The 21,850-nt window shown below is 56.6% G+C and carries 24 protein-coding genes, 1 tRNA gene and 1 pseudogene; 16 read left to right on the top strand and 10 right to left on the bottom strand.

The features are described from left to right. Window positions 1-109: 109 nt before the first annotated feature. The 5 genes and pseudogenes from ACT3RW_RS00695 to ACT3RW_RS00675 all read left to right on the top strand — a co-directional run bounded on the left by ACT3RW_RS00695 (window position 110) and on the right by ACT3RW_RS00675 (window position 3,585). Complete coding sequence (locus ACT3RW_RS00695) at window positions 110-1,495, top strand: MBL fold metallo-hydrolase (protein WP_444612480.1); 1,386 nt, start codon at window positions 110-112, stop codon at window positions 1,493-1,495. Between the two features lie 33 nt (window positions 1,496-1,528). Further along, the gene (locus tag ACT3RW_RS00690) at window positions 1,529-2,068 is read left to right on the top strand and encodes a rhodanese-like domain-containing protein (RefSeq protein ID WP_444612479.1); all 540 of its coding nucleotides are present in this window, start codon (window positions 1,529-1,531) and stop codon (window positions 2,066-2,068) included. Window positions 2,069-2,071: 3 nt separating this feature from the next. After that, entirely contained in the window at window positions 2,072-2,941 is an 870-nt protein-coding gene (locus ACT3RW_RS00685; protein ID WP_444612478.1) for a sulfite exporter TauE/SafE family protein, read from the top strand. Beyond that, window positions 2,908-3,228, top strand: a pseudogene (locus tag ACT3RW_RS00680) (thioredoxin family protein); the annotation flags it as partial. The gene ACT3RW_RS00685 and the pseudogene ACT3RW_RS00680, both read left to right, overlap by 34 nt. A gap of 78 nt (window positions 3,229-3,306) precedes the next feature. Then, a complete protein-coding gene (locus ACT3RW_RS00675) occupies window positions 3,307-3,585 on the top strand; it encodes a metal-sensitive transcriptional regulator (protein ID WP_131090750.1) in 279 nt (92 codons plus the stop codon). Window positions 3,586-3,767: 182 nt separating this feature from the next. Here ACT3RW_RS00675 and ACT3RW_RS00670 read toward each other — a convergent pair whose 3' ends face one another. From ACT3RW_RS00670 to ACT3RW_RS00650, 5 genes are all read right to left on the bottom strand, one after another. Further along, complete coding sequence (locus tag ACT3RW_RS00670) at window positions 3,768-4,172, bottom strand: VOC family protein (protein ID WP_131090717.1); 405 nt, start codon at window positions 4,170-4,172, stop codon at window positions 3,768-3,770. Between the two features lie 6 nt (window positions 4,173-4,178). Continuing rightward, a complete protein-coding gene (locus tag ACT3RW_RS00665) occupies window positions 4,179-4,592 on the bottom strand; it encodes a DUF779 domain-containing protein (protein WP_131090718.1) in 414 nt (137 codons plus the stop codon). Between the two features lie 134 nt (window positions 4,593-4,726). Further along, complete coding sequence (gene adhP / locus ACT3RW_RS00660) at window positions 4,727-5,758, bottom strand: alcohol dehydrogenase AdhP (protein WP_131090719.1); 1,032 nt, start codon at window positions 5,756-5,758, stop codon at window positions 4,727-4,729. A gap of 129 nt (window positions 5,759-5,887) precedes the next feature. Then, window positions 5,888-7,411, bottom strand: coding sequence for an aldehyde dehydrogenase (gene adh, locus ACT3RW_RS00655; RefSeq protein WP_131090720.1), 1,524 nt, complete (start codon window positions 7,409-7,411; stop codon window positions 5,888-5,890). A gap of 106 nt (window positions 7,412-7,517) precedes the next feature. Next, on the bottom strand, window positions 7,518-8,738 hold the full coding sequence (locus ACT3RW_RS00650) for a transcriptional regulator (protein WP_444612477.1): 1,221 nt from the start codon (window positions 8,736-8,738) through the stop codon (window positions 7,518-7,520). 218 nt (window positions 8,739-8,956) lie between these two features. Between ACT3RW_RS00650 and ACT3RW_RS00645 the strand changes: the two genes are divergently transcribed. The 6 genes from ACT3RW_RS00645 to ACT3RW_RS00620 all read left to right on the top strand — a co-directional run bounded on the left by ACT3RW_RS00645 (window position 8,957) and on the right by ACT3RW_RS00620 (window position 13,846). Then, window positions 8,957-9,295: an ArsR/SmtB family transcription factor gene (locus ACT3RW_RS00645; RefSeq protein ID WP_131090722.1), complete on the top strand. Its 339-nt coding sequence runs from the start codon at window positions 8,957-8,959 to the stop codon at window positions 9,293-9,295. An 11-nt stretch (window positions 9,296-9,306) separates the two neighbouring features. Then, entirely contained in the window at window positions 9,307-10,278 is a 972-nt protein-coding gene (locus tag ACT3RW_RS00640) for an SRPBCC family protein (protein WP_444612476.1), read from the top strand. Window positions 10,279-10,337: 59 nt separating this feature from the next. Then, entirely contained in the window at window positions 10,338-11,039 is a 702-nt protein-coding gene (locus tag ACT3RW_RS00635) for a class I SAM-dependent methyltransferase (protein ID WP_131090724.1), read from the top strand. Window positions 11,040-11,303: 264 nt separating this feature from the next. Beyond that, on the top strand, window positions 11,304-12,908 hold the full coding sequence (locus ACT3RW_RS00630) for an ABC-F family ATP-binding cassette domain-containing protein (RefSeq protein ID WP_444612475.1): 1,605 nt from the start codon (window positions 11,304-11,306) through the stop codon (window positions 12,906-12,908). A gap of 75 nt (window positions 12,909-12,983) precedes the next feature. Further along, window positions 12,984-13,235 (top strand): hypothetical protein, encoded by a 252-nt coding sequence (locus ACT3RW_RS00625; protein ID WP_131090726.1) that lies wholly within the window; start codon window positions 12,984-12,986, stop codon window positions 13,233-13,235. A 20-nt stretch (window positions 13,236-13,255) separates the two neighbouring features. After that, window positions 13,256-13,846: a dienelactone hydrolase family protein gene (locus ACT3RW_RS00620; protein WP_131090727.1), complete on the top strand. Its 591-nt coding sequence runs from the start codon at window positions 13,256-13,258 to the stop codon at window positions 13,844-13,846. Between the two features lie 218 nt (window positions 13,847-14,064). Here ACT3RW_RS00620 and ACT3RW_RS00615 read toward each other — a convergent pair whose 3' ends face one another. Next, window positions 14,065-15,033 (bottom strand): AraC family transcriptional regulator, encoded by a 969-nt coding sequence (locus tag ACT3RW_RS00615; RefSeq protein ID WP_131090728.1) that lies wholly within the window; start codon window positions 15,031-15,033, stop codon window positions 14,065-14,067. Window positions 15,034-15,177: 144 nt separating this feature from the next. Here ACT3RW_RS00615 and ACT3RW_RS00610 point away from each other — a divergent pair, with 144 nt between their 5' ends. Next, window positions 15,178-16,041: an SDR family NAD(P)-dependent oxidoreductase gene (locus tag ACT3RW_RS00610; protein ID WP_444612474.1), complete on the top strand. Its 864-nt coding sequence runs from the start codon at window positions 15,178-15,180 to the stop codon at window positions 16,039-16,041. Between the two features lie 64 nt (window positions 16,042-16,105). On the opposite strand, the gene ACT3RW_RS00605 is transcribed toward ACT3RW_RS00610, so the two are convergent. After that, a tRNA-Lys gene (locus ACT3RW_RS00605) sits at window positions 16,106-16,178 on the bottom strand. A 160-nt stretch (window positions 16,179-16,338) separates the two neighbouring features. Between ACT3RW_RS00605 and ACT3RW_RS00600 the strand changes: the two genes are divergently transcribed. The 4 genes from ACT3RW_RS00600 to ACT3RW_RS00585 all read left to right on the top strand — a co-directional run bounded on the left by ACT3RW_RS00600 (window position 16,339) and on the right by ACT3RW_RS00585 (window position 20,165). Next, window positions 16,339-17,004 carry a hypothetical protein gene (locus tag ACT3RW_RS00600; RefSeq protein WP_131090729.1) on the top strand — a complete coding sequence of 222 codons (666 nt, stop codon included), beginning with the start codon at window positions 16,339-16,341 and terminating at the stop codon, window positions 17,002-17,004. A 62-nt stretch (window positions 17,005-17,066) separates the two neighbouring features. Beyond that, window positions 17,067-18,278 (top strand): MFS transporter, encoded by a 1,212-nt coding sequence (locus tag ACT3RW_RS00595; RefSeq protein ID WP_242632631.1) that lies wholly within the window; start codon window positions 17,067-17,069, stop codon window positions 18,276-18,278. 238 nt (window positions 18,279-18,516) lie between these two features. Next, entirely contained in the window at window positions 18,517-19,131 is a 615-nt protein-coding gene (locus ACT3RW_RS00590; protein ID WP_444612473.1) for a hypothetical protein, read from the top strand. A gap of 5 nt (window positions 19,132-19,136) precedes the next feature. Continuing rightward, window positions 19,137-20,165, top strand: a complete 1,029-nt coding sequence (locus tag ACT3RW_RS00585) for an anion permease (RefSeq protein ID WP_444612472.1) — start codon at window positions 19,137-19,139, stop codon at window positions 20,163-20,165. Here ACT3RW_RS00585 and ACT3RW_RS00580 read toward each other — a convergent pair. The 3 genes from ACT3RW_RS00580 to pstB all read right to left on the bottom strand — a co-directional run bounded on the left by ACT3RW_RS00580 (window position 20,162) and on the right by pstB (window position 21,807). Beyond that, window positions 20,162-20,359 (bottom strand): helix-turn-helix transcriptional regulator, encoded by a 198-nt coding sequence (locus ACT3RW_RS00580; protein ID WP_131090732.1) that lies wholly within the window; start codon window positions 20,357-20,359, stop codon window positions 20,162-20,164. The two genes, ACT3RW_RS00585 and ACT3RW_RS00580, sit on opposite strands and share 4 nt — an antisense overlap. Further along, window positions 20,359-20,823: a hypothetical protein gene (locus tag ACT3RW_RS00575; RefSeq protein ID WP_262198757.1), complete on the bottom strand. Its 465-nt coding sequence runs from the start codon at window positions 20,821-20,823 to the stop codon at window positions 20,359-20,361. The genes ACT3RW_RS00580 and ACT3RW_RS00575 overlap by 1 nt, the downstream gene beginning before the upstream one ends. 204 nt (window positions 20,824-21,027) lie before the next feature. Then, window positions 21,028-21,807, bottom strand: a complete 780-nt coding sequence (gene pstB / locus ACT3RW_RS00570; RefSeq protein ID WP_262198759.1) for a phosphate ABC transporter ATP-binding protein PstB — start codon at window positions 21,805-21,807, stop codon at window positions 21,028-21,030. Window positions 21,808-21,850: the final 43 nt, after the last annotated feature.

Raw genomic sequence — 21,850 nt, 5'->3', positions numbered from 1 at the left:
CGCAACAAGCCGACTTTCACTGGACGCACGCATACCCCCGCCCGTATTCTTGACATACCCCAGGGGGTATGTATAAGCTCGTACTACATCCGTCCCGAAAGGAATCACCATGTTGCTTGAACGCCTCTACGATGAGGACCTCGCGCAGGCCAGCTACTTTATTGGTTGCCAAGCTAAGGGTGTGGCCCTTGTGGTCGATGCCCGTCGCGACATCTCCGACTACCTGGCTCTGGCTTCCAAACACGGCATGCGCATCACCGCCGTTGCCGAAACCCACATCCACGCCGACTACCTCTCCGGCACCCGCGAACTGGCAGCTGCCACCGGCGCCACCAGTTACGTTTCCGGTGAAGGTGGAGAAGACTGGCAGTACGGTTTTGAAGCCCAGCGACTCTACGACGGGGATGAAATCGCCTTGGGCAACCTACGCATCGTCGCTCGCCACACCCCGGGCCACACTCCAGAACACCTGGCCTATCTGGTCACCGACGGCGCGTTCAGCAGCTCCCCGGGCTACTTGCTCTCCGGAGACTTCATTTTTGCCGGCGATCTGGGCCGACCTGACCTCCTAGACGAGGCCGCCGGAGGCGTAGACACTCGTTTTGAAGGCGCCCGCGATCTCTATGCGTCCCTAAAGAAGACTCTCGCCGAACTGCCCGACTACATCCAGATCCACCCGGGTCATGGGTCCGGTAGCGCCTGCGGCAAGGCACTTGGCGCGGTTCCATCTACTACGCTGGGCTACGAGCGCAAGTTCGCTTGGTGGAGCACCTACCTGGCCACTGATGATCAGGACGGTTTCATCGCCGAACTGCTCAACGGCCAGCCAGATGCCCACGCCTACTTTGCCCGTATGAAGCGGCAGAATCGTCAGGGACCAACTATCCTTGGTGAGCTTGAACAGCTCACAGAGCTCGATGCCGCACAGATCCTTGAGCAGATGGAAGCTGGCACGTCGGTATTTGTTGATACCCGCAGTCACATCCAGATCGCTGAAGGCACAGTTCCTGGCGCACTGTCGATCCCCGGCAAAGCAAAAACCGCGAGCTTCGGCGCATGGGCCTACGACCCTGAAGAGGATCGTCGTTCAATGGTGGTGCTGGCGGAATCTGTTGGGCACGCAGATGAAATCCGTGCACACCTGATGCGCGTAGGGATCGACGCCGTGAAGGGTTACGCACTCTCCCTTGATGGCCTCCCAAGCTACAAGCCGCAGTCAATCACACCTGCACAACTGACTGATTTCGACCATGACTTACTGCTAGATGTGCGCAACAAGACCGAATTTGCCGCCGGGCATATCCCTGGTGCCACACAGATTTCCGGTGGTCGAGTGCTGTGGCAGCAGGACCAGTTGCCAACGGATGGCACCATCGTGACCTACTGCCAGAGCGGCATGCGCAATGCAGTGGCTGCCAGCGCCCTACGTGATGCCGGATTCAACGTGATTGAGCTCGAAGGTAGTTACCTCGGCTGGTCCAAGCTAGACAACTAATCATCGACAGTACCGAAAGCTGAACTGAATTTTATGACTTCCCCTAAGACTGTGCTGGACGCTGAAGCACTCAAGTGTCTGGTAGCTACCCCGGATAGCGAGCTCGCGCTGATCGATGTACGCACGGCTGGTGAATTTGAGACCGTCCACATCCCCGGTTCCTACAACGTACCGCTGGATGAGTTCCAAGCGAACGCTGCCGAGGTGCTGAACAAGATTCCTGGCCGCCCGATACTGATCTGCCACAGTGGTAGCCGGGCCACTAAGGCGCAACACGTTCTGCAGGAACTGAATATCACCGGTAGCACCGTTCTCAGTGGTGGTATCACCGCCTACGAATCTGCAGGTGGCACTATAGTGCGCGGTACACAGCGCTGGGCCTTGGACCGCCAGATGCGCATGACCGCCGGTTCTTTGGTATTAGTTGGATTGCTCGGCGCAAAGTTCATCTCCCCGAAGTTCGCTTACCTTTCGGCGGGGATCGGCGGTGGGCTTGCATACTCGGCTGTACGCGATAGCTGCCCGATGATCAACGTCCTGAGCATGGCACCCTGGAACAAGGTAAAGAAGTAGACCATGGAAATTGGACCTCTGCTGATCATGATCTTGGCCCTAGCGGGCGTTGTCGGGCTAGCCCTGGGAATGTTCGGTGGCGGGGGTTCAATCCTGATGGTTCCGCTACTGAGCTATGTAGCCGCGATGCCCACCAAAGAAGCAATTGCCACCTCTCTACTTGTGGTGGGAGCAACCTCGGCGGTCAGCCTGTTGCCACATGCGCTCAAAGGTCATGTGCGCTGGGTACAAGGTCTGATTTTTGCAGCCACCAGCATGGTTGGCGCCTACGGAGCCGGGTTATTGGCCCAAGGAATTCCTGCTCAGCTCCTCATGATCGGCTTTGCAGTGATCATGGTAGGTAGCGCCCGCGGGATGATCCGTGGACGGAAGGAGCGTGCCAACGCCAGCCTTCCTTTGAGGTTCTTCGTCCCTGTGGGTCTGGGCATTGGAATGGTGACCGGACTGGTGGGCGCTGGCGGTGGTTTTCTGATCGTTCCGGCGTTGGCCTTATTAGCTGGCCTGTCCATGCAGCATGCCGTGGGAACTTCCTTGTTGGTGATCACCCTGAATTCAGTTGCCGCCATGTCAGGGCAGCTTAATGCCCTCTCAATTAATTGGACGCTAGCATTGGGCTTGGCGGCAGTAACAATCGTTGGATCTTTGATCGGGATGAAAATCTCTCAAAAAATCAACGACAGCGCGTTGCGTCGCGGATTTGGTTATTTTGTTTTAGCCATGGGGGTATTTGTACTCAGCCAAGAGCTTCCAGCTCCAGGCGGGCTGATACTCAGTTGGACAGCGGTGACTGGCGGTGCACTTCTTATCTTGTGCCGCATGCTTCCAACGCTCGACATCCGATGCCCGCTTGTGGCCAAAGGCGGCGGCCTATGAAGCCGATAGAACTCACCGCCTACAATTTTGCGACATTCATTGAGAACAATGAGCTGGTGCTTGTGGATTTCTGGGCACCTTGGTGCTCTCCTTGTCGCAGCTTTGCACCGATCTTTGACCTGGCCAGCGTGCGACACCCGAAAATCGCGTTTGCGAAGGTTAATACCGAAACTCAAAGTGAACTGGCACGAGAAGCCAAAGTTGCTTCGATCCCGACACTTAGGGCCTTCAAAAATGGGATACTTGTACATTCAAAACCCGGCGCGTTAAACACTGGCGACTTGGAACAGCTGATCGAACAGTTCAAGACGCTTACACCGAACGATCACCAGTCCGATGGCCGGCCAGCTAACAAGGAGACAACGATGCGTACCGCTGACGAAGCAACCCGCAAGCGAATTCTTAACCGACTCAAGCGCGCCCGTGGCCAGCTTGATGCAGTCATCAATGCGGTGGAAACCGACGGATCATGTCGTGAAGTTGTCACGCAGCTCTCGGCAGTGTCTACCGCCTTGGATCGTGCAGGCTTCGCCATCGTCTCCACTGCAATGCAGTACTGCATTGCAGATCCAGAAAAAGCTTCCAAAGAAGAAGATGGACTGAGCGTCGAAGAACTCGAAAAGCTATTCCTCTCCCTGTCCTAACCACACCACTAAACACCAAGGAAAATTATGTGCCGTCAAGTTCAATGCAAGATTTGCCAGAAGACCACGTGGGCTGGCTGCGGCCAACACGTTGATTCAGTAATGCGCAACGTTTCGGCCAAGGACCGCTGCCAAGGTCACGAAGCCGAACCTAAAAAGGGTTTCTTCAAGCGGTTATTCGGCTAGGCCGATTCAACCTCGAAGCCAACCAGCCAGTGAAGGCCAAAACGGTCGCGGACCTGGCCATCTGTAGCACCCCAGGGTTTGAGTGACAGTGGGTCGATGACCTCACCGTCAACACACAGTTGCTCAAACCACTGGCGCATAATTTCTGGCTTAGCGCTCCCCAGCAGGGAAAGCATTAGGCCTTGAGTCTTCACCGCACTCTGCCCTGCCGCAACATCTGCGCCGCCTAGGTTCACCACCCCACGCAGCTCGGCGTGCGCGATCGCCTCAGGCGTACCTTCGTCGCGATTGAACTGCTCATGGGTAAAGAGCCGAAGCTCTCCACCAAAAATCTCCGCATAAAAGTTCATCGCTTCGCGTGCATTGCGCTCGAAGAGCACGTAAATCATTGGGGAAGACATGTTTCCCTAACTGGTTGGAAATTCGATGAGCTGACTGCGGATCAAAAAACGTTTGCCTTCTGGGGCTTCAACAGAGAAGCCGGAGCCACGACCCGTGACCACATCAACGGTCAGTTTGGTGTGCTTCCAGTATTCAAACTGCTCTTTGGACATCCAGAATTCGATCTCTCCCAAGGCTTGCCCGTTGGCATCATCGAGGGGAAGTAATCCGAGCAAAATATCCGAGTCACCGGTGCGGAATTCCCCGGCCGGGTAGCACATGGGCGAGGAACCATCGCAGCACCCGCCGGACTGATGGAACATCAGCGGACCATGGATGCCCCAGAGTTTGCGCAACAGGTCTAGGGCCTCGGACGCGAAGGCTACTCGGGAGAAGCCTTCCCCGGCGATGGTTGCCTTGGTTTCAGTTACGGATCTCATGGTTCACTCCTGCGTGAAGTTGTTGTTGCCAGTGTCCTCCATTTCATCCATGCAGTCCACGGTGTTGCTGAAGTAAAAACCTCGGGCTTGCCCGCCACAATGTTGCGGCGGGCAAGCCCGAGGTTACACGTAAATTATTTTGTTCCGGTGTAGTCGATGACCACGCGTCCATCGATCTTTGCATGACGCATTTCGTCGAAGACCGCGTTAATATCTTCCAGCGGACGAGTGTGGAACGTCGGCTTGATCTTGCCTGCAGCGTAGAAGTCCAGTGCCTCAATCATGTCTTGGCGTGTACCAACGATCGAGCCGCGGATGGTCAGCCCCTTGAGCACAATGTCGAAGATGGGAGCTGGGAAGTCACCAGCGGGCAAGCCGTTGAACACGATGGTTCCACCACGACGAGTGATGCCGATCGCCTGGCCAAAGGCTTTAGGGTGGACCGCGGTGACCAGCACACCGTGGGTGCCTCCGACCTTCTCCTGAATAACTTCAGCTGGATCCTGCGCGAAGGCGTTGACGGTAATTTCCGCACCGTGCTTGGAGGCCAGCGCGAGCTTGTCATCGGCCACGTCAATGGCGATCACACGCATCCCCATGGCCACAGCATATTGCACCGCAATGTGCCCCAGACCACCGATGCCGGAGATCGCAACCCATTGACCTGGCTTAACCTCGGTCATTTTCAGCCCCTTGTACACCGTCACCCCAGCACACAGCACCGGCGCGATCTCATGCGGATCAGATCCTTCAGGGATGTGGGCAGCGTAGCGTGCATCCACGAGCATATACTGCCCGAAGGAACCATCCATGGAGTACCCACCATTGGACTGCTCTTCACACAATGTTTCCCAGCCGGTGCGGCAATACTGGCAGTGCCCGCAAGCACTGGCTAGCCACGCGTTGCCGATCAGATCACCCACGGCAACTTCGGTGACACCTTCGCCGAGCTTTTCGACGGTACCTACCCCTTCATGCCCGGGGATCAGCGGAAGTTTGGGCTTGACCGGCCAATCCCCCTCGGCAGCGTGAAGGTCGGTGTGGCAGACGCCGGAGGCGATCAGTTTGACCAGCACCTGCCCGGGGCCGGGCTGGGGAATGGTAGCATCTTCGACTTCTAGTTCGTCGCCGAAACCTTTGACTACTGCAGCTTTCATCGTGCTCATGTACTTTGTCCTTTGCAAGAAAAACGACAGTGCTGGGCAGAAACCACCGTTGGGAAAATAAAACCAATCGCGTCCCTGACGTTTCTTAAGTCGACCCGCACCTTTGGGTTTTTGTGAATACCTTTCGGTTTAGAAGAAGCCGAGTTTATCTTCCGAGTAGGAGACCAGCAGGTTCTTGGTCTGCTGGTAGTGATCAAGCATCATCAGGTGATTCTCACGTCCGATGCCCGAAGACTTGTAACCGCCGAAGGCCGAGTGGGCCGGGTAGGCGTGATACTGGTTGACCCATACACGGCCAGCCTGGATGGCGCGTCCGGCACGGTAGGCGACGTTGCCGTTACGACTCCAAACACCGGAACCCAAGCCGTAGAGGGTGTCGTTGGCGATGTTAATGGCATCGTCGTAGTCCTTAAACTTGGTCACCGCGACCACCGGCCCGAAGATCTCCTCCTGGAAGATGCGCATGTCATTGGTGCCTTCAAAGATGGTCGGCTGCACGTAGAAGCCACCGGAGAGCTCCCCACCCAGGTCTGCGCGGCCACCGCCGAGCAGTACCTTGGCACCTTCGGCCTTACCAATGTCCATGTAGGACAGGATCTTTTCCAGCTGGTCATTGGAGGCTTGGGCACCCATCATCACGTCGGTATCCAGCGGGTTGCCCTGCTTGATGGCCTTGGTTCGGGCCACCACATCGCCCATAAAGCGGTCGTAGATGCTTTCCTGAATCAGCGCACGCGATGGGCAGGTGCAGACTTCACCCTGGTTTAGCGCAAAGAGGGTGAAGCCCTCTTGGGCCTTGTCGTAGAACGCGTCGTCCTTCGCGGCGATGTCCTCAAAGAAGATGTTTGGTGACTTGCCGCCCAGCTCAAGGGTGACCGGGATCAGGTTCTCGGAGGCGTACTGCATGATCAGTCGGCCCGTGGTGGTTTCACCGGTGAACGCGATCTTGCGGATGCGCTTATTGCTGGCCAGCGGCTTGCCGGCTTCCACACCAAAACCGTTAACGATGTTCAGCACACCTGCTGGCAGTAGGTCACCGATCAATTCCATCATCACCAAAATGGAGACCGGGGTCTGCTCGGCTGGCTTGAGCACAATCGCGTTGCCGGCAGCGAGGGCTGGGGCCAGTTTCCACACGGCCATCAGGATGGGGAAGTTCCAAGGGATGATCTGCCCAACCACGCCTAGCGGTTCATGATAGTGATAGGCGGTGGTGTCATCATCAAGCTGGGACAAGCTGCCTTCTTGAGCGCGAATGGCTCCGGCGAAGTAGCGGAAGTGGTCTACAGCCAGCGGCAGGTCGGCATTCAGGCATTCGCGGATAGCCTTGCCGTTATCCCAAGTTTCGGCCACGGCCAGCATCTCAAGGTTCCCTTCGATGCGGTCGGCAATCTTGTTCAGGATGACCGCACGTTCGGCTGGGCTGGTTTTGCCCCAGGCCGGAGCTGCGGCATGTGCTGCATCCAGTGCCACTTCGATGTCTTCGGCGGTGGAACGGGCAACTTCGCAGAAGACCTTGCCGGTGACCGGGGTGACATTTTCGAAGTACATGCCCTTAACTGGGGCGACCCACTGCCCACCAATGTAGTTTTCGTAGCGCTCTTTAAAATTGACCAGCGCGCCGTCGGTGTTCGGGTTTGCATAAACACTCATGGTGACTCCTTTGTCAGTGACTGATGCCGCGAGTTTTCCCCGCAGTGCCTTGAGTGTGACTCTAGTCACATAAACGTTGCAGGTAGGTTGCAACGCACCGACAGTTTTAGACTTCGAGTTCTTGGATCTCCGCAACGATCAGCGAACGGGCCGGAGAGGTGGCCGGAAGTTCACGCAGGGCCGCGCGCAAAAGGTTTGAATCGGTGAGCTGGCGACCGAGGTTCAGTAGCTGTTGCGCGGTACCGCGGTCCATCACCAATTCACGCAGCGCGGCCTCAGCACGGTAGCGCAGTACCAAAATGCCGGGAGCTTGCGAGCGCTCAAGCATGCCCGGCGAGTAGAGTTGCAGCGCGGATTCGATGTCGCCATTTTCCAGCGCTCGACGCAGTCGTCCGAGGGTAGTTTGCAGTTCCCACTGCAAACGGTACGGGCGAGAATTCAAGGAACGCCCCGGGAATCCAGCTAAGACTTTGCGCAGTCGCACCATTTCCGCACGGACGGTGCCTTCGGCTGCGGAATCCGGCCTTTCAAACAGCTCGTCAACCAGCTGTGCGCTGGAGAGCCCATCACGATGTTGAGCCAAAAGAGTCAAGATCTCGGCATGCCTCAAAGAAATTGGGTGCGATCCAAGGTGAGCACCATCGGGTTGACCCAAATCAAGGTAATCCGGGTCAGCCACCACACCTGCGCCAGGAAGTAGCAGCTGAGTTTCTGCAGCCATCACGGAGGCCTGCAATAGCGGCATAGAGTGCATGGCGATCGCATCCGGCCCACCGGTCAGATCAATCGCGCCTATCACCTGTCCGGTGCGCGGGTTGCGAATGGGAACCGCCGAACAGCTGTATTGCTGGGCTTGCTCGTAAAGATGCTCCGCACCGGAAACTTGAGATCCTTCCCCGGTGGCCAACGCCATGCCAGGCGCGGAGGTGCCGACCGACTTTTCGGCCCAGTCGGCACCGGCCATAAAACCTACGTGCTCGGCTTGGCTCATGGAGCTGTTACTACCCGCCACCCACAACAACGTTCCTCCGGCATCCGCCAGCGCGACCAAAAGATTGGCGTCGGTCGCGGCAGGAACAAGGAGCTTTTCAAAAACAGGCCAGATCCGCTGAAGTTCACTGCGTTCACGGGCAAGGCGCAGCCGGTCGTCGCTCAAAACCGGTGGGCCTTGGAGCGAACCCGTTTGGGCCAGTGACCGTTTCCAGGATTCGCGAACATCTGTGCGCAATGGAAGCTCACCTAGAGCCGCTTCTTGTGTGGAGAGTAGCTCGCGGGCTTTTTGTGCGCGGCGAGTTGCGTTGGACCAGTCGATAGCAGACGTGCCCATACTCCCCCTTCACCCCATTAAAAAGTTGGTTCTTTGCATTTCCAACCAGACTAGGTCAATAGCGGAAGCTTGAGAAGAGATATCAAGCCCCGCCAGAGCATTCGGTTCGACAAGTCACCTACATTGAGCCCAATTTATAGTCGACAAGTACACTATCTTTCTTTTATTTTTACCGATTTCTTTACTCTACCCTCTGCGCGAGAGTAATATACAACCAAATGGTTGTATATGAGTTGAGCGAAGAACAGACGAACAAGGTCTTCCGCGCCTTGGCAGACGCCACACGAAGAGATATCGTACGGCGGACCCTTCACGTCGAGGTCAGCGTTTCTGAACTTGCCGCAAGCTACGACATGTCGTTTGCGGCCGTTCAGAAACACGTCGCCGCATTGGAAGCCGCTGGTCTGGTCATCAAAATCGCACGTGGTCGCGAACGCATAGTTCGCGGACAGCCGGACACCATCCGGCACGCACAAGAACTACTTTCTTCCCTCGAAGGCATCTGGCGCCAGCGCATCAGCAGGCTCGATGATTTGCTCGCCGATGGGGACAAATAAGGAGCATTCCCATGCCCGTCACATCCGTTGTCAAAGATCCGGAAACACTCTCGCTGACCGTCCATGCAGAATTTCCGGTCAAGGTATCCCGCCTTTGGGATGCCTACCTTGATGCCCGGCAGCTTGAAAAGTTCTGGGGTCCGGTTGAATGCCCGGCAACTTTCACCCGACATGATGCCATTGTTGGCGGTCGTTCGAATTACCACATGACCACGCCCGAGGGAGAAGAATTTCACGGTTATTGGATCTGGAACGAAATCGTCGAGCACAAGTTCTTCGAAGTTAGTGACGGCTTTGCGCATGCAGAGGGGACTCCGAATACCGATTTGCCACTCAGCCGCATGGTCTTCACTTTCGACCCGACACCCGAAGGATCAAAACTGAGCATTACCGCGGTTTTTGACTCCGTCGAGGAACTAGAACAGGTGGTGGCCATGGGCATGATCGATGGCACCCGTTCGGCGATGAGCCAGATCGAACAGGTCCTCATCGACCTGCGTGACTACGCCGAAAATTTCAGTACCGATGCACAGATTCTCTCTGATACCCAGGTACGCATCACCCGCCTGATTCGCGGGTCAGTCGCGCAAGTTTGGCGGGCTCACCATGACGAGCAGCTCATAAAGCGCTGGATGCTCGGCCCCGACGGATGGCAGATGACTGAATGTGCAACGGCGCAGGAAACAGGCGAGACCTACCGATACTGGTGGGAGCCGATTTCTGCTGATGCGGGTTCCGGGTTCGGGTTCACCGGCGCCGTGCTGGAATCCTTGCCGCAGTCCTATGAACAGACCACCGAGCAGATGATCGACACGGACTACCCAGCCACGGTGAACGAGCTGACACTGACACCAAATGACGGCGGAACCCTGCTCACCGCGCTCATTACCTATCCCGACGCGCAAACCCGCGACATGGTGCTCGCCACCGGAATGACAGAGGGAATGGAAGCCAGCTACGCCCGGCTCGAATCAATTCTCTAGATGGCGATTCGCCCCACATCCTGTCTTCGCTCGCGCGCAAATATGAAAGACTTAGCTTCATGAGTTCTCACAACGCGCGCGCGGGCCTGGATAAGAAGGCCGATCAGGTTCAGGACATGTTCGACAAGCTGGCTCCACGCTACGACTTGCTCAATACCTTGATGACCGGTGGCATTGTGAACTACTGGCGCAAGATCACCACCGAGGCTATTGCCCCAAAGCCCGGCGAGCGCATCCTCGACCTAGCAGCTGGCACCGGCACCTCTTCGGTCCCGTTGGCAGCAGCGGGCGCCAATGTCACCGCCTGCGACATGTCCAACGGCATGCTCGAAGAAGGACGCAAGCGTTACCCACAGCTGGACTTCGTCTACGGCGACGCACACGAACTTCCATTTGAAGATGACACCTTTGATGCGGTGACCATCTCCTACGGTCTGCGCAATATCGACGACACCGAGAAGGCACTCTCGGAGCTGCGTCGCGTGACCAAGCCAGGCGGACGCATCGTCGTCGCTGAGTTCTCCACCCCAACGGTTACCCCAATCAAGGTGGCCTACCAGCAATTTTTGCCACGCGTGATCCCTGCGCTGGGCTACATTGTTTCGCCTAACCCAACCGCTTACGCGTACCTGGCAGAGTCCATCGCGGCTTGGCCAAACCAGGAGGATCTGGGCGCCAAGTTCATCAACGTTGACTGGAAGAATGTGGAATACCGCAATCTGACCGGCGGCATCGTCGCGGTACACCGCGCCTGGAAGTAACCCTTCACAGTCTTACTTTTCGGCTCGCATCCTTTGCTGGATGCGGGCCGAAAGTTCGTTAACGACGAGACAACAATCTGCTGTTACACTCGTTTTCATGGATACCTACTAAGCTAGCCAATGATCTTGCGCCCCTCATATTCGGGGCGACCCGTTCATTTTGGCTACCGGCTACGGTGTCCCTTTCTTTCTAGCTCCCTATAGGTTGAGCCAGTTCTTGATTCCGCCAGTCGGCAGCCTCTTCACCATCTGTGGGAGGAATATATGTCTTTGACTCCACCAATAACCCTGCACAATCTCAGCTTCCAATGGCCTACCGGCGAGCGCGCTTTAACTAACTTGGAAGGAACCTTCCCGGCCGGACGAGTCGGACTCACCGGCAGAAATGGCAGCGGAAAATCGACACTGCTTAAGCTCATGGCCGGGCTGCTGAAGCCTACCAGCGGATCAATTGAAGCTAACGCCCAGATCGGCTACCTGCCACAAACGATCACCTCGGAAAAGAACGCAACTGTGGCGCAGCTACTTCGCGTTGACAAGTCGCTTGTTGCGCTGCGAGCCATTGAGGCTGGCAGTGTCGATCCGGCCGACTTTGATGCGGTGGGCGATAACTGGGATGTAGAAGCGCGTATTGAAGCTGAGTTGGACCGACTTGGCCTTGGGCACCTGAGTTTGGAACGTGAGGTAGGTTCACTCTCCGGTGGCGAAGCCATGTTGCTGGCCGTGCTGGGCCTACAGCTTGCCGGAAACGAGACCACTCTGCTTGATGAACCAACCAATAATCTTGATGCGCCCACCCGTGAGCTGCTCTATGATCTGGTGCGTTCTTGGAAAGGATCGTTGATTGTGGTCAGCCACGATCTGGCGTTGTTAGAGCTAATTGAGCACACCGTGGAACTGTACGCCGGGGAACTGCGCGTATTTGGCGGGCCCTACAGCGTTTACCTTCAGCAGCTGGATACTGAACAGCTCGCCGCACAGCAAGCGGCAAAAACTGCTCAAAATCACCTGAAGGTGGAAAAGCGTCAGCGCGTGCAGGCTGAGACCAAGCTGGCGCGCGCCAAACGCAAAGGCCGTGCCGAACAACTCGGCAGCGGATTACCGAAGATTCTGGCCAATAGCCTGCGTCAGAAGTCCGAAGCGAATGCTGGAAAGATGCGCTCAAATCTGGAGGGAAAGGTCGAGAGCGCTCAGGGAAAGGTTGATGACGCGGATCAAAAAGTGAGAGAGGTTGAACATATTAACCTTGAACTGCCTGATCCACAGTTGCCCGCAGGTAAGCAGGTAGCTACGGTGCTTTCTGGTCTAACTCAGCACATCATTCAGGGTCCTGAACGAGTCGGGCTGATCGGGCCTAACGGGTCAGGCAAAAGCACCTTGTTGCGGCAATTAGTTTCAGGCACAAAGCCCGAAGAGCAACTGAGCGGGACGCTGCACCTAGAGCGCGTCGGCTATCTACCGCAGCGGCTGGTGGGTCTTGATGACCAGCTCAGCGCCATGGACAACGTGGCTGCCGTAGCGCCGTCGGCAAATAGCGGGCAGATTCGCAATATGCTCGCCCGATTGCTGTTGCGTGGTGCCAGCGCAGATCGGGCACTGGGCACACTTTCAGGCGGTGAGCGCTTCCGCGTTTATCTAGCCACGCTCTTACTGGCTGAGCCCACTGCGCAAATGCTCATACTCGACGAGCCGACAAATAATCTGGATATCGACAGTGTGCGACAGCTAGCCGAAGCTTTGCAGACCTACCGTGGAGCGTTGTTGGTAGTCAGCCACGATCAGCAGTTCCTGGCACAGCTGAAGCTGGACTATTTTCTTGAACTCTCGGCACAAGGAAACCTGAGCAAGTCCTACCCCGACCCGGTTTGATCCCCAACTGGCGGTGTGCTTCCGGTTTAGACTTGAGCAAAGCACACCGCCGCGGATCTCGAAAGCAAGTGGAACATGTCATATCCCCAGCGCACCGTTGAAGTAGTAAACACCGGACTGGTCATCGACCAGTCCGCCACCTTGCTCTGGACTGATATCAAACGTGCGTTCATTTACGAAACCGGATCAGGGCAAGAAGCCCTTACCTGTGCAGAATTCATGCTGGTTGAAGGCTACAGCGTAGAAATCAACAGCCAAATGCCTGGCTGGGATCTCGCTTTGGAGCACTTACCTCAACGTATTAATAACCTCGTCGACGAACGCTAGAGACTTCTAGGAGTACTGTCATGGCAACCATTGTTTTGTTCCACCACGTCCAAGGACTAACCCCCGGCGTCCAAGCGATGGCGGGCGAACTGCGTGCGGCCGGGCACACGGTTCATACTCTGGATCTGTTTGCAGGAAAACTCCCCAAGGACCTTGAGTCCGGAATTCGTCTGGCCAATAAGCTCAGCGAAGACAAGATCCAAGAACGCGTGGACAAGCTCTTCAGCAAGCTACCCGAAGAGCTGGTGTACATCGGCACTTCGTGGGGTGCAGCCTTGGCCCAACAGTGCGCACAACAGCGCCCGGGAACCGTCGCAGCTGTGTTGCTTGAGTCCTTCGTAGACCTGGACGCCGACTGGAGCTTCGGGCCATGGCCGGAAAATGTTCCAGTACAGATCCACGGTATGGATGAAGATCCATTCTTCGCCATGGAAGGCGACTTGGAATCGGCACAAAACTTCGCCGAAGGTGAAGGTAAAGACGTGGCGCAGTTGTTCACCTACCCGGGAAACCAACATCTGTTTACCGACAGCTCCTTGCCTTCGCATGATCCTGCGGCCAGGGCGCTGGTCATGGAACGGATCATCAAGTTCTTGGAGCCTTACGTCTAGGACTTGTCCTCAACCAACGATTCATAGAAGCTGTCTTCTTCAGCTCCATGATTTTCTGAGAATACTCGGCATTTCTCTGTCGTCACTCGAATATTTGGAAGGTCCGCGTCCAGATATCGGTTGCTGAAGGCAGGGCATCGCCGAATGGGTGCATGCCCACCATCTTTTATTTGTTGCCGTAGCGGATTTGGCCACGGCTATTACGCCTTGGTCGATCATCAAAAACGCTCTGAACCTTGCAATGCGGTTCGCCGGTAAGTTCCCGGAGGACTGCCCAACTCCCGCTTAAAAGCAAGGGCGAAGGCAGCTTCCGAACCATAACCAACTTCTTCAGCGATAGTGGCAATGGTTTCATCTGTAGAGGTCAGACGGTGGGCTCCAATCTCAACGCGCCAACGTGTGAGATATTCAAGCGGACCGACCCCTACAACCGCTTTAAATCTGGCCGCCAAGGTGGATCGGGAAACATGCGCTTTATCAGCAAGAAGCTGAACAGTCCAACGCGCTGACGGGTTGCTGTGTATGGAACGCAATGCGTCGGACGCAACTGGATCAGAGAGCCCATTGAGCCAGCCAGTGCCTTGCGGATCCTGAGCCAGATAATGACGAATGATATCGATCAACAGGACAACTGCTAGGTGTGCGCCTACAACACCGGCGCCAATACGCTGGTCAGATGATTCGTGACCAATCCTCCCCAATAAGTACTGTGACATCGCAGCACCCGGAGCGTGCGCCGGTAAATGAATGACCGGCGGAAGCGAATCCAGCAACAGCTCATGCGCGTTGCGGTCAAACCTGAAGCTCCCGCCGATTAGCACTGCGCTCACCGGTTGCTCGCTGGCACCAACCTCTGCGCTACGACCGGCCGTGGCCCGGAATAGCGAGGAAGCTTGCTGTTCGGGAACCTGACCGGAAGTGGAGAGGACAAATTCTTGCGGTCGGGTAAGCAGGAAAGAATCACCTGTATTTAAGGTCAGCGGCTGAGCCAAACCTTCGGTATCCAGTGTGCAGGAACCTTCTAAAACCGAATTGAACTTGGCTCCGCCCGGAGCCGGAAATCGCACCGCCCATGCCCCACGGCCGGTGAAGGTCGAAGTACGCTCACCACGGGCCTTGAGTAATGCGAGGACGTCCTCAAGTGGATCGATCAAATCTGGATGATTTATAGGTTTTTCTGGACTCATAACGATAGATAGTCTATCTCTCGCGGGCCTATTGTGGAAGAAGTTCACAAAAGTAGCACAAATGACCAATCTAATCACCACCGAGTTCCCCCTCGCGCAACGGCAGATCACATTCTGGACGGGGTCGCACTTAATGGCAAACGCATGATTGTCACTGGCGGAGCCTCCGGCATCGGAGCACAAACGGTGCGCGCCCTTGCCAAGGCTGGTGCCGAAGTTACCGCTGCCGTCCGCAATCCAGCCGCACTGCAACCAATCATTCAAGAGGCAAAAGACAAAAACTGGCCCGGGACGATTAACGCGGCCCGGCTTGACCTTGCAGATCTTGGCTCGGTACGCGAATTTACTGATTCCTGGGACGGACCTCTGCACTCATTGGTAGCCAACGCCGGAATCATGGCCATCCCTGAGTTGCGACGCGCGCCCGGCGGCTGGGAGCTACAACTAGCTACCAACTATCTAGGCCACTTCACATTGACCACTTGGTTAGATGACGCACTGCGTGCCGCAGGCGATGCGCGAGTAACCATCGTCAGCTCAGGTGCACATCGGAATCACCCCTTAAACTATCAAGATCCCCAATTCGAGCAGACACCTTACGATCCATGGGTTGCCTACGGCCAATCCAAAACGGCAGGCGTACTGCTGGCAGTTGGCATCGCGAACCGCTGGGCGAAGGACGGTATCGTCGCAAACGCGCTCATGCCTGGCTGGATCAATACCAATCTGCAGCGGCACATCGACTTGGAAACATTGCAAAAAATGGGCGGGGCAGACGCTGAAGGCAACCGCATCGATCAGCCGCATTACAAAACAATGGAACAAGGGGCGGCAACGAATGTTCTGTTTGCGGCGTCACCGATCCTAGCGGGCGTCACCGGACGTTACTTCGAAGACAATCAGGAAGCAGCCATCGCGACAAGTGACACTGGTGCCGGCGTAGCTGCGCACGCACTTGACCCTGAGCACGCCGAGAAACTTTGGGAGTACGCCCAAAGCGTCCTCTAAGCAAAAAATGAGCCGAAAATCGAAGATCCCCTTCACCGAATCGGTGAAGGGGATCTTCTGGTTGTGCGCCCTGCGGGGATCGAACCCGCGACCAATGGATTAAAAGTCCAGTGCTCTACCAGCTGAGCTAAAGGCGCACGGCACAAGGCCAAAAACCATACTACCTGATGTAACCGCGTGAGTATTAATCGGCCGTATTAGCGCGTCGGACAACCGCATATTTGGCTAAATCCCGCACCTTGTGCGCTGCAACACCAGTTAACGAACCCTCAAGGTTCGGGGAGTATTCTTGAGCCCATGAAAGGTGCACGCGCAGGATCAAAAGTAGCTCAGGATGCCGGATACCGTCATCACAAACCACGCCCCTTCTCCCCCGAAGAATTCGAGCCCTACGAAGGTGGTGCCGACCCGGCGCGCGTTTCAGAAGCCGCTCATCTTTCAGCCCAAGCATTTGTCCGCCGTGGCATCGCCAACAATGACCCAGAGGTTTCTAACCGGCTGATTGCGGTGGCCGAAAATGAGGGTCTTGAGGTGCTCGCAGAACTGTGGAGTGAGGCACCAGCTCATTCACTGCCCGGCGCACTATGGCGTCTGTACGCAGTTCGCGCGGCAACCATGAGTAAACCAGAAGTGCATTCGGCGCGTTTCCAAGCAGGAGCGCATAGGGCCCAAGTTGAACGGATTGTCGCCGGCGTTGCCGAACCTCCTACCGCGGAAGAGCTGAAGAACATGACCGGCTCGATTCTATCCGGCGCATTTGACGGAGATTTCGCCCACGCGTTGGAGCGTACCGCGGCCTATTGCCGAGTCCTTGTGCTGGGAATGACAGAACACGCTGATGCCGCTGACCTGTCCAATAGTGATCGTGGCAGCAAGCTGACACAGCAGGCTCGTGCGCTGAGCAGGACCGCAGCCGATCTGGAAATCTGCGCCCGCCTGTGGCGCCAAGATGCATTGGATTAAAAAGCCAGTACAGAGTTCTAGGATGGATGAGGAACTAGTCCCGTAATTTTAGGCAGGTACGTGTGGTCGCTGGATCAAAAGCGAACTCTTCGGGGATCATGCGTTGGCTGGTGATACTGATTGCCACCGGACTGCTGTCCCAGGCAGCTTTAAACCTCATTCGCCCGGTGACCACCTATAAACTCATCTCCTTTGGCTCTGGCTCATTTACCGTTGGTGCGGTGACGGCCGCTTACGCAATTCTGCCGCTATTCACGGCAATGCTTTTGGGCCGGGTTAGCTCTCGAATCCGACGCATCCGGTTACTCATGGTGGCCGGTGTGGCACTGATTGCCGTGGGCGGTGTGGGCATTAACCTGTCGCCTAATGCGCTCAGCGTGGCCCTGTCCAGCGCAGTGTTGGGCTTGGGGCATTTGATGTTCACCATCGGTGGGCAGTCATCCATCGCCCGCTTTTTCCCGGACAGTGATTTGGATAAAGGCTTCGGCTGGTTCACTGCTGCGTACGCGGCCGGGCAATTTTTGGGCCCGCTAGTTGGCGGCCTGCTGCTGGGCACCGGCACGGATGCCCACTCGGCGCAGCGAATAGCCGATATTAGCCAGTCATTGTGGATCGGCGCGGGATGCGCGCTACTTGCGGTGCCGTTCTTGCTTCCCAATTGGCAGCCTCGAACCTCCAAGTCGGTCACCTCTGCGCGCCCGGAACGCTCCACAGCGTCCATCGGTTCGATCCTGAAAATCAAGGGCATGATCTCGCATATGTTTGCGTCGTTGACCTTGCTGTCTATGTTGGACATTTTGACTGCCTTCCTACCGCTGGTTGCGGAGAAACATGACGTCACACCGGCAGCAGTTGGTGTGCTTTTGGCCATTCGTGGTTGCGCTTCAGTGGTGTCACGATTGTTCATTCCGAAACTCTCCGCGCACTTTGACCGACGCCAAATGTTGGTCGCCAGCCTGTACATTTCCGGCGTTTCCATCGCGTTGGCTCCGACGTTCATCGACGTGCTCTGGGTTTCTGGGTTGGCGCTGCTCATTGGAGGCTTCTTCCTAGGTCTGGGTCAGCCGATGACCATGACCATGATTTCTACCTTGGTGCCCACGGTGGATCGTGGGTCTGCACTGGCCGTGCGGCTTATGGGAAACCGGCTCGGACAAGTAGCTTTACCGGTTATTTCAAGTTCTGTGGCCGCTGGCCTCGGTCCGGCAGGCGCCATCTGGTTCTGTTGCGCGCTGTTATGCCTGAGCGGTGCGGAAAAGAATCTGCGTCGTTAGCGTGAGAAATTACACGCACAGGTTATTACGGTTGACATCAGGGGCGTAAGGCGAGAAAACTAGGTAACGGTGTCGGGCCGCTGGTAACCCCGGGCTCCAAAATTCTGCCGCTTCGAGCGACCTTCCGCCGAGAGGCGTTCCCGGTCCGACACCTTCAATCCCCCGGCGTTAACTTCCACGTCGTAAACTGTTCTGCGTTGGTACCAAAAGCTGTCGATTTGAATGGTGCGCCCAAAAAGTGAAGTTCCAGGTCTTTCCCTCCGCCTCGCGTGGCATTGAGTTGCTTTGTGCTCTGACCACCACCATTCGGGGGTCCGTGGCTAGTGTGGCCGAAATGATCGGCAGTCCTAGCACGCGCACGGAACAATTGCGCAACCTTGCAAATGCTGAAGCCGAGGCCTCGGACTTGGTGCACGCTGTGCTCACCCACTTAAGAACGAGCTACATCAGCCCGCTGCCACGCGAGGACATGTACGCACTCTCGCGCTTCTTGCACGAGACCATGGAGCACCTGCGTGGTACCGGCGAACTGATTATGACCGTGGGTTCCACCCCGCTCTCCGAGCGTTCCTCGGAGCAGTTGGAGTTGATTGGCCAGCTTGCTGAGTTGGCCTCCGATGCGGTGCAACGACTGAACAACCTCGATGATTTGGAAGATCACTGGATGCAGATGCTTCAGTTCTCCAAACGTGCCGCACGCACCCACCTTGTGTGGGGCGATGAGATCGCTAATTTTGCTAAGGCTGGCACCATTCACCGCCATCAGCAGGTCGCCGACCAGCTGATGCTCACTGTCAACACTCTGCGCCAGTTCGCCGACCACCTCGGTCGAGTGCTGGTCAAGGAATCCTAAAACCCATGACCCTCATTACGGTCCTCACCGCTGTGGCGGTCGTCCTGACGCTGGCCTACGCCGTGCTCAACGGCATGCGTGACGCCTCCACCGCGGTGGCAGCTTCGGTGCGCACCAGGGCGTTGCGCCCGGCCATTGCGGTGTCTTTAGCGGCGGTGTTCGCCTTCATTGGCACCATGGCAACTTCGGGGTTGAGTGTGACCCTGGTGCAGGAACTGAACATCAACGTGCCCTCGGGAGTTGATGGGTTAAAACTGCTGATCAGCGGGCTGATCGTCGCCGGCATCTGGGGCATTTATTGTTGGTGGCGCGGTTTGCCGATTAGTTCCACGCACGCATTACTCTCCGCTTTAGCCGGTGGCAGTGGTGCCTCGGCGATCATGGGCGATGAGTCCACTCGCAATGTGTGGGGCTTGTTGCTGTCCTCGGTGATCATCCCGATGGTGCTGGCCTCAATCATCGCCTATGTCCTGTCCTACCTCTTAGTTTTCCCGGCAACCTGGTTCTTGCGCCACAACACATCGCGCTCCGTCAACGAAGGGTCCAAAGCGGGACAGGCGGTTGCGGCGGGGGCGGTGGCTCTGGGTCTTGGACTGCAGGACGGCCAGCGCACCGGCGCCCTGTTGAGTCTGGTGCTCATCACCGGCCAGATGATGAATCCTGGGCCACTGACCGTGGCCATTCAGCTCACGGCGGCTTCCGCCTTGAGCTTCGGCGTGCTGCTGGGCGGCTGGAGGATTACCTATACCCTGGGCCGGCGCTTGGTGCACTTTGATCCGTTGCGCGGCATGATTGCCCAGGGCGTGGCTGCTGGCATGCTCTTTGTTGGCTCCCTGTTGGTCCACCTACCGCTGTCCACAACGCAGGCGGTGACCAGCGGTATTATCGGCGCTGGCCGGAATCAGTCTTTTGAATCGGTGGCTTGGCGCAATGTGTACCGCGTGGTCTGGCACTGGCTATTAACCCCGGTGGTTTGTGTCCTCGGTGGCGCGATTTTCACACTGGCGGTGCGCCCGCTATTTGCCGGTCACTAAAGATCCTCGGGGATAAATAGGTCTTCGATACGGCAGTTGAACTGTGCGGCGAGTTTAAACGCCAGCGGCAAGGACGGGTCGTAGCGCCCTTTTTCTAGGGAAATGATCGTCTGCCTGGAGACCCCCAGCAGGTCGGCTAGCGCCTGTTGGGAGATCCCGCGGTCCTTGCGGTATTCACTGAGATTGCTCTGCACTAGCTCTGCGCCCGCTTGATCAAGAAGTAGCGCAGGATGAAATCTGCCCCGGTGAGTAGCAAAACACCGGTGAGCACCAGGCTTACAGATGCCTGCACGTTGATAAACGAAAATACCGCTGCGCCGAGACCGCAAATAATCATCAGGTCTTGGAACACTTTGACAACAGCCTCGTCATGCCATTGACCTTCAATTGAGATCTCGGGATTTCTTAGGGATCCGCGAACCGTATTTCGGTCAACCAACAAGACCCAGAAAATGACGGACAGTATCGGCCACAAGGCCGCGGCCATAATCAGTGTGGCAAAAACTGGGTTCTGTGGGGCGTTCAGCTTGGCAAAGAGCAAACCAGCTCCAAGAGCTAGGGCCGCACCTGCGATAAGGCTGATGCCGATCAACAGGGCTGCGCCTCCACCAAATCGCGAACGACCCCATCTGGTTTTGGACGATAGTTCTGCGTTCATTTTTATCGCTCTCCTTCATCGCTGTGTAAACGTTACTTTACAGACAAGGACGCTTTACAGTCAAGGGTGCTTTACCTCAGATTTTAAAAACCAGCGGCGCACCCTTGATGGTGCGCCGCTGGCGGTGATCCCCTCCAGGATCCCCGGAAGACCCCCCTTCCGGTTCGTCTACCGCCTACTAAAAAGTGGCGGCATCCGAAATCTTTATCCGAAGCGTCCGGAGACGTAATCTTCGGTGGCCTTCTGCTCTGGGTTAGAGAAGATGGCGGTGGTGTCGTTGAACTCGATGAGCTTGCCCGGCTTGCCGGTGCCTGCGATGTTGAAGAACGCGGTCTTGTCGCTCACGCGGGCTGCCTGCTGCATATTGTGAGTCACGATCACTACGGTGAAGTCGTTCTTGAGCTCGTTGATCAAATCCTCAATGGCCAAGGTAGAGATCGGGTCCAGTGCCGAACATGGCTCATCCATCAAGATCACATCTGGCTTCACCGCGATGGTGCGGGCGATGCATAGACGCTGCTGCTGACCACCGGAAAGACCGGAACCTGGCTTATCCAGACGGTCCTTAACCTCGTTCCAGAGGTTGGCGCCACGTAGCGACTTCTCAACCAGGTCCTCGGCATCCGAGCGGGAGATCTTGTTGCCGTTCAGCTTTACGCCGGCGAGCACATTGTCCTTGATGGACATAGTTGGGAATGGGTTCGGACGCTGGAAGACCATGCCGATCTGGCTGCGCACGGTGACCGGATCAACGCCGGGTGCGTAGAGGTCGTCGCCGTCAAGCAGTACCTGACCCTCAACGCGGCCGCCGGGGATGACTTCGTGCATACGGTTCAGCGTGCGCAGGAAGGTGGACTTGCCACAACCCGATGGGCCGATGAAGGCGGTAACGGACTTTGGCTCGATGTTGATCGAGACGCCCTCAACGGCCAGGAACTTGGAGTAGTAGACGTTCAGATCGTTGACGTCGATGCGTTTTGCCATGATATTTCCTTAAAACTTTGGGTGGGTCAGAGACGGAGCCTTA

Origin of the sequence: Glutamicibacter sp. AOP5-A2-18 (assembly GCF_052446055.1) — a bacterium.
In the GTDB taxonomy this organism is placed as follows: Bacteria; Actinomycetota; Actinomycetes; order Actinomycetales; family Micrococcaceae; genus Glutamicibacter.
The sequence above is the reverse complement of the archived record's forward strand: the minus strand, read 5'-3'. Positions and strand labels throughout refer to the sequence as shown.

Bases quoted from the DNA above. Each gene is read 5' to 3' on its own strand.
- ACT3RW_RS00695 (WP_444612480.1), top strand. From the start codon at position 110: ATGTTGCTTGAACGCCTCTACGATGAGGACCTCGCGCAGGCCAGCTAC.
- ACT3RW_RS00690 (WP_444612479.1), top strand. From the start codon at position 1,529: ATGACTTCCCCTAAGACTGTGCTGGACGCTGAAGCACTCAAGTGTCTG.
- ACT3RW_RS00685 (WP_444612478.1), top strand. From the start codon at position 2,072: ATGGAAATTGGACCTCTGCTGATCATGATCTTGGCCCTAGCGGGCGTT.
- ACT3RW_RS00675 (WP_131090750.1), top strand. From the start codon at position 3,307: ATGCGTACCGCTGACGAAGCAACCCGCAAGCGAATTCTTAACCGACTC.
- ACT3RW_RS00670 (WP_131090717.1), bottom strand. From the start codon at position 4,172: ATGTCTTCCCCAATGATTTACGTGCTCTTCGAGCGCAATGCACGCGAA.
- ACT3RW_RS00665 (WP_131090718.1), bottom strand. From the start codon at position 4,592: ATGAGATCCGTAACTGAAACCAAGGCAACCATCGCCGGGGAAGGCTTC.
- adhP (WP_131090719.1), bottom strand. From the start codon at position 5,758: ATGAGCACGATGAAAGCTGCAGTAGTCAAAGGTTTCGGCGACGAACTA.
- adh (WP_131090720.1), bottom strand. From the start codon at position 7,411: ATGAGTGTTTATGCAAACCCGAACACCGACGGCGCGCTGGTCAATTTT.
- ACT3RW_RS00650 (WP_444612477.1), bottom strand. From the start codon at position 8,738: ATGGGCACGTCTGCTATCGACTGGTCCAACGCAACTCGCCGCGCACAA.
- ACT3RW_RS00645 (WP_131090722.1), top strand. From the start codon at position 8,957: ATGGTTGTATATGAGTTGAGCGAAGAACAGACGAACAAGGTCTTCCGC.
- ACT3RW_RS00640 (WP_444612476.1), top strand. From the start codon at position 9,307: ATGCCCGTCACATCCGTTGTCAAAGATCCGGAAACACTCTCGCTGACC.
- ACT3RW_RS00635 (WP_131090724.1), top strand. From the start codon at position 10,338: ATGAGTTCTCACAACGCGCGCGCGGGCCTGGATAAGAAGGCCGATCAG.
- ACT3RW_RS00630 (WP_444612475.1), top strand. From the start codon at position 11,304: ATGTCTTTGACTCCACCAATAACCCTGCACAATCTCAGCTTCCAATGG.
- ACT3RW_RS00625 (WP_131090726.1), top strand. From the start codon at position 12,984: ATGTCATATCCCCAGCGCACCGTTGAAGTAGTAAACACCGGACTGGTC.
- ACT3RW_RS00620 (WP_131090727.1), top strand. From the start codon at position 13,256: ATGGCAACCATTGTTTTGTTCCACCACGTCCAAGGACTAACCCCCGGC.
- ACT3RW_RS00615 (WP_131090728.1), bottom strand. From the start codon at position 15,033: ATGAGTCCAGAAAAACCTATAAATCATCCAGATTTGATCGATCCACTT.
- ACT3RW_RS00610 (WP_444612474.1), top strand. From the start codon at position 15,178: ATGATTGTCACTGGCGGAGCCTCCGGCATCGGAGCACAAACGGTGCGC.
- ACT3RW_RS00600 (WP_131090729.1), top strand. From the start codon at position 16,339: ATGAAAGGTGCACGCGCAGGATCAAAAGTAGCTCAGGATGCCGGATAC.
- ACT3RW_RS00585 (WP_444612472.1), top strand. From the start codon at position 19,137: ATGACCCTCATTACGGTCCTCACCGCTGTGGCGGTCGTCCTGACGCTG.
- ACT3RW_RS00575 (WP_262198757.1), bottom strand. From the start codon at position 20,823: ATGAACGCAGAACTATCGTCCAAAACCAGATGGGGTCGTTCGCGATTT.
- pstB (WP_262198759.1), bottom strand. From the start codon at position 21,807: ATGGCAAAACGCATCGACGTCAACGATCTGAACGTCTACTACTCCAAG.